15 protein-coding genes are annotated in these 19,059 nt (G+C 31.0%); 3 read left to right on the top strand and 12 right to left on the bottom strand.

Annotated features, from left to right (window positions below):
* Window positions 1–91 precede the first annotated feature (91 nt).
* From RSA29_RS03280 to RSA29_RS03300, 5 genes are all read right to left on the bottom strand, one after another.
* Window positions 92–4,006: an EAL domain-containing protein gene (locus tag RSA29_RS03280; protein WP_346942188.1), complete on the bottom strand. Its 3,915-nt coding sequence runs from the start codon at window positions 4,004–4,006 to the stop codon at window positions 92–94.
* 319 nt (window positions 4,007–4,325) lie between these two features.
* Complete coding sequence (locus RSA29_RS03285) at window positions 4,326–7,820, bottom strand: SMC family ATPase (RefSeq protein WP_346942189.1); 3,495 nt, start codon at window positions 7,818–7,820, stop codon at window positions 4,326–4,328.
* Window positions 7,807–9,033: an exonuclease SbcCD subunit D gene (locus RSA29_RS03290; RefSeq protein ID WP_346942190.1), complete on the bottom strand. Its 1,227-nt coding sequence runs from the start codon at window positions 9,031–9,033 to the stop codon at window positions 7,807–7,809. The genes RSA29_RS03285 and RSA29_RS03290 overlap by 14 nt, the downstream gene beginning before the upstream one ends.
* 35 nt (window positions 9,034–9,068) lie before the next feature.
* Entirely contained in the window at window positions 9,069–9,629 is a 561-nt protein-coding gene (locus RSA29_RS03295; protein WP_346942191.1) for a histidine phosphatase family protein, read from the bottom strand.
* 329 nt (window positions 9,630–9,958) lie between these two features.
* Entirely contained in the window at window positions 9,959–11,374 is a 1,416-nt protein-coding gene (locus RSA29_RS03300) for a sodium:solute symporter family protein (protein WP_346942192.1), read from the bottom strand.
* A gap of 419 nt (window positions 11,375–11,793) precedes the next feature.
* Here RSA29_RS03300 and RSA29_RS03305 point away from each other — a divergent pair, with 419 nt between their 5' ends.
* The 3 genes from RSA29_RS03305 to RSA29_RS03315 all read left to right on the top strand — a co-directional run bounded on the left by RSA29_RS03305 (window position 11,794) and on the right by RSA29_RS03315 (window position 14,209).
* On the top strand, window positions 11,794–12,630 hold the full coding sequence (locus tag RSA29_RS03305) for a transporter substrate-binding domain-containing protein (protein ID WP_346942193.1): 837 nt from the start codon (window positions 11,794–11,796) through the stop codon (window positions 12,628–12,630).
* 189 nt (window positions 12,631–12,819) lie between these two features.
* Entirely contained in the window at window positions 12,820–13,500 is a 681-nt protein-coding gene (locus tag RSA29_RS03310) for an amino acid ABC transporter permease (RefSeq protein ID WP_346942194.1), read from the top strand.
* Entirely contained in the window at window positions 13,487–14,209 is a 723-nt protein-coding gene (locus RSA29_RS03315; protein ID WP_346942195.1) for an amino acid ABC transporter ATP-binding protein, read from the top strand. Before RSA29_RS03310 ends, RSA29_RS03315 begins: the two co-directional genes overlap by 14 nt.
* 187 nt (window positions 14,210–14,396) lie before the next feature.
* Here RSA29_RS03315 and RSA29_RS03320 read toward each other — a convergent pair whose 3' ends face one another.
* From RSA29_RS03320 to RSA29_RS03350, 7 genes are all read right to left on the bottom strand, one after another.
* Window positions 14,397–14,807, bottom strand: a complete 411-nt coding sequence (locus RSA29_RS03320; RefSeq protein WP_346942196.1) for a UDP-N-acetylglucosamine pyrophosphorylase — start codon at window positions 14,805–14,807, stop codon at window positions 14,397–14,399.
* 170 nt (window positions 14,808–14,977) lie between these two features.
* Window positions 14,978–15,415 (bottom strand): hypothetical protein, encoded by a 438-nt coding sequence (locus RSA29_RS03325; RefSeq protein ID WP_346942197.1) that lies wholly within the window; start codon window positions 15,413–15,415, stop codon window positions 14,978–14,980.
* Window positions 15,408–16,049 (bottom strand): DUF3990 domain-containing protein, encoded by a 642-nt coding sequence (locus RSA29_RS03330; RefSeq protein ID WP_346942198.1) that lies wholly within the window; start codon window positions 16,047–16,049, stop codon window positions 15,408–15,410. Before RSA29_RS03330 ends, RSA29_RS03325 begins: the two co-directional genes overlap by 8 nt.
* Before the next feature lie 234 nt (window positions 16,050–16,283).
* On the bottom strand, window positions 16,284–16,976 hold the full coding sequence (locus tag RSA29_RS03335; protein WP_346942199.1) for an SGNH/GDSL hydrolase family protein: 693 nt from the start codon (window positions 16,974–16,976) through the stop codon (window positions 16,284–16,286).
* Window positions 16,977–17,012: 36 nt separating this feature from the next.
* Complete coding sequence (locus tag RSA29_RS03340) at window positions 17,013–17,903, bottom strand: GNAT family N-acetyltransferase (protein ID WP_346942200.1); 891 nt, start codon at window positions 17,901–17,903, stop codon at window positions 17,013–17,015.
* A 110-nt stretch (window positions 17,904–18,013) separates the two neighbouring features.
* Window positions 18,014–18,436 (bottom strand): GNAT family N-acetyltransferase, encoded by a 423-nt coding sequence (locus tag RSA29_RS03345; protein WP_346942201.1) that lies wholly within the window; start codon window positions 18,434–18,436, stop codon window positions 18,014–18,016.
* A gap of 112 nt (window positions 18,437–18,548) precedes the next feature.
* A complete protein-coding gene (locus RSA29_RS03350; protein ID WP_346942202.1) occupies window positions 18,549–19,058 on the bottom strand; it encodes a GNAT family N-acetyltransferase in 510 nt (169 codons plus the stop codon).
* Window position 19,059 lies beyond the last annotated feature (1 nt).

The following is a 19,059-nucleotide window of genomic DNA, read 5'->3' on the forward strand; positions in this document are numbered from 1 at the left end:
AAGTATACATTATATTTTACATTAGTTGACTTATAACCTATACCTTATACCTTATACTTCATAAATTAACCATCTTAGCGAAAGTTTAATTTTATTTAATATACTTCTCCTCAAATGTACTAATCGGAATTGGTTTTTCAAATACATATCCCTGTATCATATCACAATTAATGGATTGTAAAAATTCTACTTGTTCCTTATATTCAATACCTTCTGCTACTGTCTTCATATTTAATTCCTTAGCCATCGAAACAATATTTTTAATTATAACTTTTCCTCGATTTTGATATTCATCATCATCAAAAAACTGTTTGTCCAATTTAAGGATATCTACTGATAAATTCTTTAAAAGATTTAACGATGAATATCCTGAACCAAAGTCATCGATGGAAGTTTGTATACCATTCTTTTTAAAGAATACTAATGCTTCAGTTAATTTTTCAACATTTTCCACTACCATACTTTCAGTAAACTCCACTTCTAATAGTCCATCAGGTATGTTGTATTTGTTTTTCATATTTAAATAGTCCTCTAGCATTTTAGGGTTATTCAATTGTGGTTTTGATACATTAACTGAAATAGGTACTGGCTCTTTCCCAGCCTTTATCCACTTATTTAATAAGATACAGCTCTGCTGAAACATATAATTATCAATATGTTTTATAAATCCATTCTTTTCAAATAGCGGAATAAAACTAATAGGAGGAATAATACCCCGTTCTGGGTCATTCCATCGCACCAATGCTTCTGCTGTGGCAATCTTATTAATTTTTATATCATATTTAGGTTGAATATATACGATGAATTCTCCCTTGTTAAGAGCATTTTTCATTCTATTCTCCATAAATTGATTTTCTATCATCACATCTCTTATACTATCATCATAGACAGCCATACCAGTTTTCTGGTTAATACTAAGTTGTTTTTGAGCAAGATTTGCAGCGTCAATCATTTCCTCAAGACTTTTGCTCTGATTATCACCTTCCGTTAAATAAATACCCAATGTCTGCTTAACTGAAAAGTTCAAGTTAAATACTTCTGTCACATACCCTGAAGTACCCATTATTTCTTTAACTTTTTCAAGTTCCAGCTCCTTTTCTTCATACCTATTTATTGCAACAAAATTGTCCACATTAACTCTTGCAAAAGCAATAACATTTTTAAATTCTAGATAATCGCTATATTTTTTTAATATTTCATCACCCTTTTCAAATCCATGCATATAATTTATAGCTTTGAAATTTTTAATATCTGAATAACATAAAATAAACTTATCTCTTGGATTATCTATAAGTAGTTTTTTAGCTATAATTTTAAATTTTTCAAAATTATAACCACCAGTAACAGGATCAACATAATCAGCATTTGTATTCATTTTATAGTCACGGCCTTCTCTATTAAAAATCGAATACCCATTTCTACCATTCTCCTTTGCCTTGTATAATGCCTTATCAGCATTTTCATAGAGATCTTTATATGTGCTCCCCTCTAGACTTGAAAACGTAATACCCATACTAATAGATACCATTATTTTTTCACCATTTTCTTCATGACAATAACTTAGCATTTTAATCAAATTCCTCGCCTTAATCATAATAGTTTTTTCATTATTTGCATTTTCTACAAATATAATAAACTCATCTCCACCAATTCTTCCAATAATATCATCTTTTTTAAATACTGTTTTTACTGTATCCGTTATCTTTTTTAATAATTTATCACCTGCTGAGTGTCCTAATTTATCATTTACACCTTTAAAATAATCTACATCCAATATCATAAATGCACTTATATTCATCTTAGTTGTATTATCTTTCAAGTGTTCTGTTATCATGTTTTCTGCAGTTTCTCTATTATAAACCCCTGTTAATCCATCTCGTTCAGCTTTATTTAGCAATTTCAGTTGCTTCAATTTACGTTCATTTATATTTCTAATATATCCAATTGCCATGATCTCATCTGTATCAGATTCTTTAAACATTTTCACTTTGGCTTCTACCCATATGTAATCTTCACTATCTAATAGACGTCGATATTCTATTGTAGAATTTAAAACTCCATCACTAAACAATTCCAACAATTTATTGCTATTGACACCGTTAATAAGCTGATTTATATCTTCATCATGAACATAGCCTGTAATTTTCAAAACCATTTCATCATAATTTATACCAACCTTAATACCATGAGCTTCAAGCCACTTAGGCGCCCCATATACCACTTTATTTTTACTAAGACTAGCTTTAAAATTTAGTTGTATATCAGACTGCAATATTTCATTTATTTCTCTGTCTTTTTCTAACCTATAAAGAGTAGTAATATCCGTTACAACTCCAATAGCTCTGACAGGTTTTCCGTTATTAATGACACTAATAAGTTTTGTGCATTTTACTAGCTCTTCACCATTCTCATCTTTTTCTTTAGTAATAGCTTCCGAAGTCTGCTCTCCTTCATCAATTTTTTTATAACACTCTTCAAGAATATTTCTATATTTAGAACTTATAGTTAAGCTATCTATTGCCTCTTTTAAAGAATATGTTTCCCTTAAATTCACTCCGTTATTTTCTGTTGAATTTTGGTATACCGAAATTTCTTTTTTCACAACATCGTACTCAAACATAGATAGACCTGATATTTTAACTGCAACTTCATATAGTTGCTCTTTTACTACTAGTTCCTTTTCAATGTCCTTTTGCTTTTGAATATCAATAATTACAGTGTGTAATGTTTTTTTACCTTTTTCATCTTTAACTATGCTACCACGCTCTAAAACCCAAATTAAATTCCCATCTTTATTCTTTATTCTATATTCCATTTCATATTTGCTAATATTGCTCTTCACAACATTATATATTGTATTATTATACATATTTCTATCTTCTTCATATATAAATTCATCATTATTTTTCGATATAAACTCCTCATTTGAGTATCCAGTCAAATGACATGCACCTTCGTTTACGTATATTATTGGTAACCCCTCTTCTAGTGCATTGACTATAACTCCACCTTGAATTTTGCTTGTAATAAGATTTAATTTTTTCTTTATTTCATGAGTTTCTCTATTTTGATTATTATTGAACCTTATCAACCATGCAAATAAACCTACCATTGTTACTATAAGCATTACTATCGTACTATCTATTTTTCTTATAACATCTATTGAATTATAGTTTAAATACTCTGCAGATACCCCTGAAAATACATACCAATCATTTATTCCTAACGGCTCATAATAAGCATACATCTCTGTTCCCACTGCCTGTAAATAACAAGCTCCACTTTGGCCTTTTTTCAAATTTTCTTTTATCCCCTTCTCATACTCACCCTCCATTGTTGTAACCTTATATAGTGGATCAAAGATGTTTTTAATATTATTTTCCTTATCTCTTAAAGATGTTGTAATAATAATATCCCCTTCATCATCTATAATTCTAAATGCTGCATTGTCAATAAATACATTTGAACGCAACTCTTCCTCCCACTTTGCATATTCATATGAACCATATATCATACCCACCTTCAACCCATTTTCATATACTGGCACAGATAATACTACATATGAGCTATCGTCTCTCAATGAATCAGTAGGTTTTGAAATTTTCACTCCACCATTTATTGTTTCCTTAAAGAATTTCCTATTAGCAATATTTCTAATGCTACCATCACTGGTATAACTGTTACCATTAGCATCTTCAATTGAAACATAACTAAAAACACTTTCTTCAGCAAATTTTTTTATAAAATCAAAAATCTCCTTCTTATTTCTATTCATTTCAATAACACCTATTTTCAAAGTGTTTAACATTGCAATTTCACTACTTATTTTTTGCTGAAATGCAGAAATATTATAATTAGACTCTGATTTTAATGTTTTATATGCATTTGCCTTAACTTCGTTTTGATATAACCTATTAAAAGTCACAAGTGATAAACCAAATAAAATTATTATCATACTAATAACTAACAAATATATTTTAAAATTACCTTTAATTTTATTTACCAAATTTATAATCGCTCCCTTAATTTTTCACAATATATATTTTAACTCAATCTAATTCTATACCATATTATACATATATTGTACCATATTGCGACATATTATTCCATAATAAAACTATATTTCCATTTAACTATCGACTCAAATCTCTGCAATTTAACAAATTAATCATTCCATCAATATAAATCCAAAAAAATAAGACCTTGTAGATACAACCTACAAAGTCTCATTTTTCACAATTGAATTTATTCACTATTTACTATTTTATATTTCCTATTTCTTATTTTCTAAAATAACAATTCAAATGAAGTATATCGTGCAAATCCTAACTTCTCTCGATTCTAACCTTACTTCCACCCTTACCTGATTCTGCTGGTGTAAGGATAAGCTTCACTGGCACTCTATTTTTTATAGATTCTACGTGACTTATTATCCCTATCTTCAACTTATCATTATGAATTTTTTCTAAAGAATTCATAACAACCTCTAATAGATTATCATCTAGGGTTCCAAAACCTTCATCTAAGAAGAATAATTCTAGGGGTGCTGTTCCCTTTAATTGTATCTCTGCTGAAAGAGCTAATGCTAAAGCTAGTGATGTTAGGAAGGTTTCCCCTCCTGATAGCGTTGTGGCATCTCTTTCCGCTCCACCATTTTTATAATCACGAATTATAAATTTACCATTATCATCAACCTCTAATCCATAATTGCCACTGGTTATCTCCTTAAGTCTTTTTGAGGCTTCTATGGAAACATACTTAAGTCTAGTTGTAGCTACAAACTCTACAAACTTTTTACCCTTAAATAATTTTTCTAAATCACTAAGTAGTGCTAACTTATGCTCAAGCTTTTCCTTCTTTTTAAGTAATCCCTTAAGTTCTAAAAGCTTTCTTTTTATAAAGTTAACCTCTTCCTCAACCTTTATTTTTGTTTCATTTAAAGACTTAATTTCAACCTCTTTAGCTGTTTTATCCTCTTTAATTTTTATCCAAACTTCCTCTGTGATTTCCCTATTATCAATCTTTTTGATAAGATTTTCCATTGTTCCCATTAACTTTGATAGGTTATCGTTATACTCTTCTACAATTTCCTTTAGCTGCTTTATTTTTTCCTTTGAAATGTTATATTTCTTTACCTCTTCAACTGTTTCAAAGCCCTCTAATTTCAAATTATTTTCCTCATTAGCCTTTTCTATAATAACTCTTTTTTCAAGCTCACTTACTTTACCCATTATTTTAATAAGGACTTCATTGCAGATTTTAAATTCTTCTTCTATTTCTACCTTATCCTTTTCACACTTAGAAAATGCAGCTTCAATTTTTACTATTTCTTCTTCCACGGCCTTTAATAGAGCTATTAGATTGGTTTCTTCTCCAACCTTATTTTTAATTTGGATTAATTTTTCTTCTCTACTCTTTTCCTTTTCAACTAAGGATGATCTTTCTTTAGCTAAATTTTCTCTTACACCATTTAAACCTACCTGTAATAACTCCTTATCACTTGTTAATTTTTCTAAGCCATTTCTATACTTTTTAATATTTATCTCTAGTTCTTCTCGCTCTTTTTCCAGCTTTAATATCTCTTGATTTTTCTCTATGAAATTCTCTACCCCAGTACTTTCTTTAAGTGCTAAAAGTATTTTCTTGCTTTCTTCAAACTCTAAAGTATTTTTCTTATACTCTTCGCTAACTTCATTTAACTGCTTAGAGTTTTCTACTACAACAGACTTTATTGTGTTAATTTTCCCCTCTAAAGTAACTGTTTCTTGATTTAACTTATTTATAGCAACCTCTATTGCTTCCTTATGGATTGCATATTTTTTCAATTCTTCACTTAAAGTGTTAAAGTTTTTTTCTAAATCCTCTAAAGAACTATTTTTAAAATCTTCCCCTAAATTTTCAATTTCACCAGCTCTAACTTTAACTTTTTCCTGTAATGTTAAAAGATTAGTTTCACCTCTGGTTATATCCATTTCAATTTGCTTAAGAACCTTTTCTTTAGCTAATAATTCCTTTTCTATTTCACTTTCATCTATAGATTCTACATGTTTTATATTTTCTTTATGATGTTCCATCGAACCACAAACTGGACATACTTCTCCACCATTCAAAGCTTCTCTTAAACTATGAGCTAGTGTTTCAACTTGAATTTCTTTAACTTTAGCTCTTAATTCTTCTATGATAATTTCTAATTCTTTTTTATCCTTACAATTTTTAGTTATAGAAGTTTCTAGTTTAATAATTCCTTCTTTGGATTCTTCACTTTCTTTAAAAGCTTCCTCATATCGCTTACATTTATCCTTACTTTCCGATAGCTTTCTTTGAAGAATTAACAAATCTGTTTGCTCTCCCGGACAACCCTTAATTAGCTCTTCAAGACTTTCCTTCTTAGTACTTAGTAGCTGAATTTTACTATTAAAATCTTCTATAGCTAATTTTTCCTTTGTATTACCTTCCTCTATTTCCTTTTCCAACTTGTTAATTTTAGTTTTATTATTTGTAACCATTACACTCAAATCATTAGATTTTTCACTTGCTCTAATTCCTTGTTGAACTCTTTCCTTTAGTCCACTGTCAATCTTTAATGCTTCAAATTTATCCTCAGCTTCCTTAACAACATCTACACCCTTAAGGATTCTACTTCCCATAACCTTAATGTCATCTTGATTCTTCTTTTCATTTTCTTCTATAGCCTTAATATTAACTCTCAACCTATCTATTTCTTCTTGAAGAAGGCTAAGATTTTTCTGCTCTGCTATAGCATCCTTTACCTTTGCTTCCTTAACTTTTAAAACTGGAAGTTCACTATCCTTTTTCTCTCTCCAAAGATTCCATGATTTTTGAACACTGTCTTTAAGATTACTTAAATTTTCATGTCGCAACTTTAATTTAGATAACTCTTCCGTTGAAGCTTCTATCTCCTTTAAAGTTCCTTCATGAGCCTCTATATAAGGCATAACCTTAGCCGATGCTTCTCCAAGCTTTACAGTTTTTTTATGATTCTCAACATCTTCACTTCTACCTCTAAGTTTATTTTCCTCTTCCTTATATCCCTGAAGCTCCATTTGAAGATTCCAAAGTTTTTCGCCTTCTTCATAGTTCTTTTCTATTACTTTAAAATCTTCAGTTGCTTTATTAAGATTTCCCTTTGCATCGCTATGCTCTTCTTCCTTGAGCTTTAACTTATCTTCACTTATATCCTCATAACCTTTAAGCTCTCCAAGTAGCACACTATTTTCTGTCTTTTCACGACTTATCTCACTACCTAATTTCCTTGCAAGGTCATCGCCATATTTTTGAAGATTAAATAATCTCTCTAGCATCTCTCTTCTAGCCTTACCCTCAAGCTTTAAAAACTCACTAAACTTCCCCTGTGGAAGTACCACTGTTCTTGTAAAATCATCTAAGCTAAGCCCTATAATTTCTTTGCAAGTATTATTAACTTCAGTAACCATATCCGCTAAGACATTAGCCTCATGACTAGTTATATCAACCAGCTTACACTTCCCAGATTTCGGACTTCCTGTTTTTTTATCTCTTTTTAATTCTCTATCAACTCTATATCTTTTAACTTCTGCTCCCGAAATTTGAAATTCAAAGCTGACAGCTAAGCTATCACAATTCGTATTTATAAGATTAGAACTATTCCTCGAAACCGCCCCATATAGTGCTAAAGTTATTCCATCAAGGACAGTAGATTTTCCACTTCCTGTAGGTCCGAAGATTCCAAAGAAACCTCTATCTGTTAGCTTATCAAAATCTATAAACTGCTCCTCATTAAAGCTATTTAATCCTTTTATTTTAAGACTAATTGGTCTCACTATCCTCGCCCCCCTCTTCTGAAATTATAGATAGAAGTAAATCTACTACTTCCTTTTCTGCATCTACGCCTCTTTCCTTTTTATAAAATTCCTTAAATATGTCCTCAAAGGATTTTTCCGAAAGACTAGTGGTGTCTTCATCGTCCTCATCAACCCCTACAATCTTTGGCATAATCTCTAATATATCCTTCTTAAGAGTTTTCATCTTCTTAATTTCATCTTCATTTATATATCTATTAGTAGAAATTTCAAGATAAACCCAACAATCTCTATCTTTATTTTCCTCACATTTTGAAATTGCATCATCAATGCCATTACACTTCCAAATTTCTATAGGCTTATAAACCTTCATACTAATATCTTCAATATGACACTCTTCTCCAGCCTTCACATCTACAATGAAACATTTTTTATCATAGCTAATCTCTTTTTTATTGTAATGAATTGGGGAACCTGAATATCTTGCTTTCTTCTCTGTACCTGGCACAATTTGTGGTTTATGAACATGACCAAGAGCTATATATTGCGCTTCTTTTGGGAAACAACTACCATTTACAATGTAACTTCCCCCTAACTGAATACTTCGCTCAGAACCACCTTCCTCACTGCCCATGGCATATAAATGAGAAACTGCTAGATTTATAGTATCCTCCCTATAGTTTTCCTTTAATGAATTAAACAGTTCATAAATCCTCTCACTATAGGACTTTAATTTTTCCTCGTCACTATCCATTCCACCATAAAGAACCTCATTAAGTCTTCTCTCACTTGGATAAGGCACCGTTAAAATAACTGCACTTTCACTATTTATATTTACTTCAATAAATCCTTCTCCTGATTTTACAAGTTTATGCTTTCCATAATCACCCGGCTCTACTACTGTCTTTGTAGTTCCTACCATGATTATTCCATGATCCATAGCAAGAGGACCTGCCGCAATAAGTCTATCTGGATTATCATGATTTCCCGCAATTACTAAGGTTAACCTTTCCCCATTTTTCGAAAGTTTTTTCAAAGTATCATAAAACATTTTTTCTGCTCTAGCTGGAGGATTACTTGTATCATAGACATCCCCTGCAATGATAACTAAATCTATATTATTAGACTCTACTATCTGAACAAAATCATTTAAAAACTCTTCTTGTTCATCCATCCTACTTTGTCCTTCTATATTTTTACCAAGATGCCAATCTCCCGTATGTAATATTCTCAATCTAATTCCTCCATTCTAATTTTTATCAACTAACTCTATAGTTCTACTTCCTCTACGGAAACTAATTCTTCTCCTTGAAATTCCATAACAACAACCCAAGGCATTATATCAATTATTCTATTAAACTCATCAAGTCCAAACTTATTATCATAATAATGTATTATAGTACTTAACGCTGTGCCATGAGTTCCTACTACAACATTATCGCCACAATTTTCCTTTAATATTTCCTTGAGAGCTTGTACATTTCTTTCCTGCACTTCTTTTAAACATTCACCCTTAGGAAGTTTATAACTAAAATCTTCCCATTGGGCTCTGAAAAAAGACTTAAAATCCTCAATCCACCCATCTGATACGGCTCTTTCTCTAAGGTCATCTTTAGTTATAATATCAAGATTCAATTTATCAGCTAAATCCCTTACTGTATCCATAGCTCTTTTATATGGGCTTGCATAAATCCTACTTATATCTTTATCAAACAAAAATTCAGTTACCTTTTTACTGTCCCTTAATCCCTCTTCTGTAAGTGGTCTAATTAAATCCTCATGGACTGAAAAATCTGGTTTTGCATGTCTAACAAAATATACCTTAGTCATAGTAATCTCCTCCAAATTTTGATTTATTTTTATATTTATATTTATATTTATATTTATTTTTACTATAGTTTAATTTACTTTATAAACCTTATTCTTTCCAATTTATTTAATCCATTATTTTCATTTATACATCTGATTATTTTGGACTTATATACTCCATTTTTACTAATTTATACACACATAATTATACATTAAATTACCTCCTTATACTACCAACCCGACTTTTGAATTGTCTATCATATTGCTTGTACTCTAATTAAATTATCTCATCAAAATATCAAAGCCCCTACTGTAATTTCCTACAATAGGGGCTTATAAAGTCAAACTAATTATTCTTTAGATTCTACATTCACTTCTAAGGATGGCGCTACTTCCTTAGTGATTTTTATTTCAATATAACTTGTAATTAAGAATGCTAATATTGATGCCACACTTCCTGCAATTATAGGTAATATGCCAAATGGTTGTTTCATAATCTGCCAACCTATTCCAACTGCACTACCTACTAATATAGATACAATACCGGAATGTTTTGATACTTTTGTCATGGTTAACCCTAGTATAAACGCTCCAAAAGGTCCTGCTGCTCTTAGCATGAATGAAAATACATTTAAAGTTATGATATTAATTTGGAATAATGCAATGATCATGGCACAAAGACCTATTATTATATTTCCTGCCCTAGTCATAGTAATTAAGGATTTATCTGCAACCTTAGGATTTATATACTTTTGATATATATCCTTTGTAAATATGGTTGATGCACAAAGCATGTCTGAATCTGCACTAGACATAGTAGATGCAATAATTGCAGCACATACTAGTCCCGAAATCCACTTCGGAGCTAGGCTAAACACTGAAGTTGGAAGAGCTGCACTTGCAGGAATTCCTGGAAATGCTACTGACGCCGCTATCCCGATAATTGCTGGTATAAAAGCAAATAATGCCATAAATAAAGCTGATAATAATACCGCATTTCTTCCAGCCTTCTCATCTTTGGCTGAAAAAACCCTTGAAACCATCTCTGGTCCAGACATAAATGTTATAAAATATTGACCAATAAGACTTATTACTAAAGCTACTCCCATACCATTTATAGACATCTTAGCTGGTGGAACTGCGGCTACAATTTTATCCCATCCACCTACTCCATGAATAACAAATGGTACTGCTATTAATAGTCCAAAGAATATAATTGCCCATTGGAATAAATCAGTAAAGGCATCTGCTAAAAGTCCGCCCATAGCTGTATAAATAATTGTAAATCCTGCCCCTATTATAATAGCTAGATTAAGGTCAATCCCTACTAACTGAGATATAATGATTCCTGATGCAAGTACCTGTGATGCCGTTAAACAGAATAAAGAGATAATATTTAAGATTGATGTTATTATGTGACTTGTTTTTCCAAACCGTCTTCCCACTACCTCGGGTATAGTGTATGCCATAACCCTTCTTAACTTTGGTGCAAAGAATGCCATAGGTATAATTCCAATTGCAGCTGCAAGAACATACCAAACTGCCGACATTCCCCAATCTCCATAGGCTTTACCTGCTAGTCCTACTGTACTTCCTCCTCCTATGTTGTTAGCCGCCAAACTACAAGCCACCATTATTGCTGGAAGAGACCTACCCGCTAACATGTAATCTGAACTGTTTTTAATAAAGAACTTATTTGCAATGTATCCAACTGCAAGCATAAGGAGCAAGTATACAATTACAATAATCAAAGGCACTATTTCCATAAGATATAACCTCCTAAATTTTTATATAACATTATATGCCGGAAAATTTAATTATATGTATATGCACTGTATATATACTCATATGTTTTTTAATATCATTGTTTACCTTAATGTAATAGTTACTTTACAAAAAAATCATAAATAATAGATGTAAATTAATCTAAATAAAGTATTAACACTCTATCAATGCCTTGATTCCTATATTCTCAACTTCTTCATAATACTTAATCAACTATGTATAGCATCCATTATATTTATACATATCCATAGTTTATTTCTTAATTCCTGTATATGTTTTCAGCATATTACTCCTTAAAACTACATTTTTTTTAAAAACACTTGCATATTTATACACAATAGATGTATAATGATTCCACGGTAACAAAATAATAATTTATACATATTAGGGGGACGCAATAATGAAAAAGAGTTTATTTAAAAAAGTATTTGCAATATCAATAGTGGGGATTATGTCATTATCACTAATGGCTTGTGGTAATAACACTGCAGGTAATTCAGACAAGGACTTGCTATCTAAAATAAAAGAAGATGGAAAGATGACAGTAGGTATGAGCATCGATTATGCACCCTATGAATTCTTTGTTATGGAAAATGGACAAAAGAAAAAAGTTGGTATGGATATTGATTTAATGGAAGAAATCGCAAAAGACCTTGGGGTAAAGTATGAAGTTCAAGAGATGGAATTTAGTACAATCTGTGACGCAGTAAGAAATGGAATCGTAGACTTAGGAGTTTCTGGTCTATCACCAGATGAGGAAAGACTCCAAATTGTAGATTTCTCTAATATATATTTTGAAGCGGAACAAGGAATATTAATAAATAAAAATAGTACAAGCAGCATTAAGAGCATTGATGATTTAAAAGGAAAGAAAGTTGGAGCACAAAACGGTTCAATCCAAGCTACTATAGCTCAAGGAATTCAAGGAGCTAGCGTTAAGTTATTGCCAGAAGTTCCAACATTAATTCAAGATTTAATCACAGGAAACTTAGATGCAGTTATAGTTGAATTACCTGTAGCAGATATACAAGCTGCAGTACATGAAAATTTAGCAGTGGCAGAAAAAAAGATTGAGGATGCATCAGGTGGAGGCTCTGCAATAGCTCTTCCTAAAAATCAAACAGCTTTCTCAGAGGCAGTTAATAGCACACTTCAAAGATTAATATCTGAAGGTAAAATAGAAGAGTTTTATAAAAATGCTGTTAAATTAAGTAAAGAGGAGGTTACAGGACAGTAACCTAGATCCCATTTGAAATTCAAGCTATGTTTTAAATCATTGTTAACGGCCTTATCATTACTGAGGCATCTTCAAAAATTAATAAGTCAATTTCCTCGGATATTTGACTTATTATTTGTTTTCAAATGCCTGATTTAAAATATATACAAAACTTTAAACACATCGTAAGAAGAACTTTAAGGAGGCACCATGAATAATTTAAGTTTTAAATTTTTAGAAAAATATTATCCAGTATTTTTAGAGGGTATTCGCTTTACACTACTGGTATCCTTACTTGCAGTTATATTTGGAGTAATTCTTGGTACAATTCTATGTTTTATGAAAAGATCAAAATTTTCTATATTGAATGTTCCTGTTCCAAAGGTTATAGCCTCTGTTTACATAGAGTTTATAAGAGGAACTCCTCTACTACTTCAAATCTTTATAGTTTACTTTGGTTCAAATTCCTTTGGATTAAGACTTGCTCCAATCGTAGCATGTGTAATAGCCCTCTCCCTTAATTCTGGTGCCTATGTTGCAGAAATAATAAGAGCTGGAATAGATGCTGTTGATAAAGGTCAATTAGAGGCATCAAGAAGTTTAGGTATGAGCCAAAGAATGGCAATGCAATACATAATCTTACCACAGGCTATAAGAAATATTTTACCTGCCATCGGTAATGAATTTGTTTCCATAATAAAAGAATCCTCAATGGCATCTGCAATTGGAGTTGCTGAAATTACTTATGGAGCAAAACTTGTTACAGGAGCTACTTACAGAAACTTTGAACCATTGATAGTAGCTGCACTATGTTATTTTACCCTTACATTTACATTAGGACGACTAATGGCTTATATTGAGAGGAGGCTTAAGGCAAATGATTCACGTTAATAATTTAAAGAAAAGCTTTGGAGAAAATGAAGTTCTAAAAGGCATAGATGAACATATAAAAAGAGGTGAAGTTGTAGTAATTATAGGACCCTCTGGTTCAGGAAAATCAACATTTTTACGATGCCTTAACCTACTTGAAGAACCTAGTTCAGGAGAGATTAACTTTGAGGGAATTAATATTACAGATAAGAAAACTAATATAAATAAACTGAGAGAAAAGATGGGTATGGTGTTTCAACAATTTAACCTTTTCCCACATAAATCAATACTGGAAAACATAACTATAGGACCAGTTAAGGTTAAAGGAGAAAAATCTGAGACTGCTAATAATAAAGCTATTGATCTTCTAAAAATGGTAGGTTTAACAGAAAAAGCTACTTCCTATCCAGCATCTCTTTCAGGGGGACAAAAACAAAGGATAGCAATCGCAAGAGCCCTAGCAATGGAGCCAGATGTTATGCTATTTGATGAACCAACCTCCGCACTAGACCCTGAAATGGTTGGCGAAGTTTTAAGCGTTATGAAAGACCTTGCCAAAGGTGGCATGACTATGGTAGTAGTTACACACGAAATGGGATTTGCAAAAGAAGTTGGAGACAGAATCCTCTTCATGGATGGCGGTAAAATAGTAGAACAAGGAACTCCAGAAGAACTCTTCGGAAATCCTAAGAATCCTAGAACCATAGACTTTTTATCAAAAGTTTTATAATAAATTAAAAGGGCTGTCTCAAGATTAAATATATTATAAATTAGTGTTGAAAGTGGACTTATATTATTGCCGCAAGCCATTTCGGAACCTTGCAAATGGCTTTGCTATCAATAATATTAAAGTCCACTTTCAACATCCAGATAAAACATAAGTCAATAATCTTTTAATAGTCCTTTATAAAATGATGTTATAAAAACTTAATTACTTCTTCAACTGGTGCACTTATATTGAAAATTACATTTTCATCTATATTTAATGTGCACTCATCATGTTTTTCTTTTACTGTAGTTAAATTTAATCCACCCACATGTATTTCCTTAACTCTTCTCGGATTTATATCTACTGCGAACTTACAATCTTTTATTCCAGTAATTTTAATATCATTACCTTGTCCACAATCATTTTTCACTTTTAGACCTATGATATTGTTTCCTTTTGATAATACTGGTTTTTCTGGTATGTAATCAACTTCAACTTCACCTATCATTGTTATCCAGCCACCGCTTAATTTTATTTTTGATACTAAGTTCATTTTATATTCTTCACTTACACTTTTCAGTAACTTTCCTAATTCATATATTGTCAATTCATATTTCATATTAGTTCCTCCTAAATACAATAACTATAGTTTAATAATAATCTTTATTAATTATATCATATAATAATGAAATAAACATTTAGAATTTCACTAAGGCATCTTAAAATAAATAACAACCCAAAATAGCCCAGGACACTGATCTATTTATTTTTTGAAGATGCCTTAGATGCCTAAAGGTTAAAGTTTATATTTAAACACTCTATACAATCTTCTAGAACATACATAGGGTCAACAGTATGATATATCTTATAGTTGTTTATTAAATGACTAATTCCTTCTTTGCCTAAAGTAGTTGCTATTTGATTTCCTGTTAGATTTCCCCTATTACCCCAATCCTGTAAACAGTATCCTAGCCAATACATTCTTTCTTTTTCATATGTTATTTCATCACTACCATAAACATGATTCTTAATTTTGTTTTGCTCCATGAATTCCTCAAAATAATAATATTTACTTTGTGAATACCATTGTGGTTGATATATTTCAATTCCTCGTTTATACTCACTATTTAAAGTAGCTAGAGTAAATTCAATCTCATCCATATTATATTCAATTGATAACTCAAAAAATTGTCCAAGATGTCTAGAAGCCATGTAATGCTCATTCATTAATATCCGCCCCCTCTAACTCTTCAAAATACTTTCCTACCTTACCAAACTTTTGCCTTATAAATGTCATTTTCTTATTCATTATATCTTTTTTAGCTTTTACTTCATTTGAGTAATATTCCTTATCTAATTCATCTAACTCCATAGAACTAGCAAAAGATATTGATTGTATGCCAGTGTAGGTTTTTATATTATATTGAACATCCAAGTCCATTGAATTTAAAGCTTGAAGGCAGTGATCCATTGTTATATTGTTATTGAAAAACAAATTCAAAGTATCAAACATCCTATCATCTGCCGTAGGACCGATTATAACATCATATTCACTAATATCTGCATATTTTTTATCTAATATATCTTTAACTTCTTGATTTAATATCAACCCTCTGTTATAGGCTATAAACAATAACCAACGAATATCCAAATCAAAAGTTAATGAATTAAGACCTTCTACATTTATTATATATTTATTAACATATGCCGGCTTATTTCTTCTACGAGCCGCCCAACTTTTAGCCATCTCTATATTAGTAGTGGCATAAAATCCTTTTCCAAAATCGCTAAATTTTCTTCCTCCATCATTCCTAGGGTTATTTATAATATTATCACTTCCATGATATATAATAAGCTTCATTTTAATATACCTTAGCCTTTCAAAATTTGTAGCCATATACAAACAATAATTGAGAATTTAAAATGCAGAATTAAGGACTAAAATCCTTAATTAGTTTTTTAAAAATAAAATGTTTGTATCTAATTAGAACCTCTATATATTATTATACACAAGAATATGGTTTAAAAAACATATTCTTGTGTATTGCTTTACTTAAAACTTACATGAAACTCTTAAAGAATGTAACAAATGTTTTCACTGATTGTTTCCATTTACTTTAACTGCTAAATTTAAGTTCTGGATTAAATTCCTAAACATCAAATAGTGCACCTTATCCGTTGGATGTAGCCCGTCATTCATACAATTTTCTTCTACCATAACTTCATCAATTGTTTTCCCTGTATATAGCAGATATTCTTGTATGTACTTATAATGATTTATAAATAGCACTTCCTCATTCTCAGCAACACATGCAACTACATTATTTACATCTTCATTATGAAATAATCTATTTGGATAGGACTCATTTTCAGCAGTTGAAGGAGGTGATGACATTAAAATTACTTTTTTATTATTTTGTTTAAAAAATCTTACCATGTAAGTTAAATTCTCAAACAAAATATTCATTCCATCCTTTTGTTTCCTATCATTTGCTCCTACCATTAAAATAATTACATCATCATCTTTTGAATATAATGCACTTAAATTTTCACGTATTTGTGTAGAGTTTATACCTCCACAACCATTGTTTATTATACTGCAATTCGGAAACTTATCATTTAAATATTCCTCAAATAGTCCTAGCCAACTTTTTCTTCCCTTTCTCCTAAAAAAAACTTTTTCTTTTGTTTCAAGTACTACTTCTTCACTCTTCACGCTATCAGAAGCTCCTGCCCCTGCAGCAATACTATCTCCAATAACTTTTATTGTTACATCTTCTCTAAACATTGATAAAATCCCCTTCCCCATAACCTATACCTATACCTATATCTCTTTCCATAACGTAGATGTTTCATAAGGAACTAACCCAATACTATAGTAAAACTGCTGAGAAGAACCCACAAAAGCTTGCTTTGCCCCCATGTTACCACAACGTTTAATTCCTTCTAAAACTACTGCTTTCCCTAAACCCATTTTACGATACGCTGGGTCTGTTGCTACTGGTTCTATTACTGCATATCCTGAACTTGGATCATGCCACATGCCACAGTAAGCAACAAAATCTCCATTAGGTGCAACCATTGCTATTTTAAGATTCAAATCAACATTAGCTCTCTTCATTGAATTATTTAAACACTGTTCTTCTTCTTCCGTATATACATATTTTCCTTCGCCCTTTATTTCATGGTTAAAGCCTTTCCATAAAACCTGTCCATACTTAAATAAATCATAGGATTCCTCCATACTAGTTATATGAAATCTCTCCGGAATATCATAAGAAATCTCTTGCCTATCCATATAATAAACAGCATCATTTTCTTTTTCTGTTGTTGCTACAAACCCCATTTTTGCTGCTATGTCTTGAAAATATATATCCTTATCTTGAATAACAATTCTAAAATATTTATCTTTTATAAAGTTTTTCTTTGCATAATCTAGCATTTTCCCTTTTAACCACCTATATTTTTCATAGGTCAAACAAAATCCACAACCTAATGTTGTATCATAGCTTGCTAATGCAACTAACTCACCTTCATCTTCCCATAAACCAATTTTCCCTAAAGCTGATTTATCTAAGTACCCATGAGTCGTCATCCAGTCCCATCTAGCATATGTGAATTCACAATAACCAAGTTTAATCAAAAATGCTCTTACTTTATAATAATCTTCTGTAATACCTACTTGCTTTGTATAATTTCTAAACTGAACTGCCATAGGTGTATCCCCTCCCATTTTTTAATTTCATGATTTATTTTCTATTCCCCATATTTAAAATCAAGTGATTCTTATATAAAGATGGAGTTTGCTTAACATATATCTTTAGGCTATTTCCTTATCTTTCTTATCATTCCCGCCCCTAAAACTTCAGTTGGCCTTTCAATAAATTCAAATTTCTTATAAAAATCTTCTTTTCCTTTTGCAGCCATAAGTGCTACTGTAGTGGTTGTATTCTCTATAGTATTTGAATATACATAATCATTAAGCATTTTTACAATTGTTTTTCCTATCCCATTGCCTTGATATGTTGGTAATACAATTACATCTTGTATGTACCAATACATACTGCCATCACCAACTAACCTTCCCATACCAACTATAGCATCATCATCCATTGCAACAACATCATATAAATCACATTCTAAAGCTTTTTCAACTTGAATTTTTAGGATTCCTCCCCATCCCACCGATTCTCTTAATCCATTAAATTCATCTGCTGTTAATTTATTAGTATAAAACCTAATATTCATACACGGTCTTCCTTTCCCAATATTAAGTTGAATTTCTTAAAACAAATAATAATTTAAAGATACCAGGGATATTTTAAGCTCTACAAGTAAGTAGGTTCCACAGATAATACCACTATCTTATATTTTTTTCATAGAGATAAAATAATCCCTTTCTCCATTTAACTACTCCAACCTTAACATATCCAAGATTTTCATAGATTTTCAAAGCATAAGGATTCAAGGAAAACGCATCTAGCCTTATAGCCTCTACCCCACTATTTTTCAAGATTTCCTCAATTAAAATCATAGTATTTGTTCCTATCCCAATATTATGAAACCGTGGATTAACACATAGTCTATGCACAACCCTATAGGATTCTGTTTTACAGCTCCAATCCCCTTTTTGATATTCTTCATCACATTCCTTATTTATAACAAATATGGATGCTATTGAATTATCAATTTCTCCTAATGTCATCTCTCCTCTTAAGATATCATCCTTTAAGATTTTCTCATTTGGATATATATGGTCCCACTGATTAATTGAATTCTTATTCATCTCTTCAATAGCATTATTGTATATACTAACTATATTTCCCAAATCTTCCATTGTAGCTTTTTTTAATTTAATTCCATGGTTCATT

Source organism: Clostridium sp. (genome assembly GCF_036660475.1).
Classification (GTDB): Bacteria; Bacillota; Clostridia; order Clostridiales; family Clostridiaceae; genus Clostridium_J.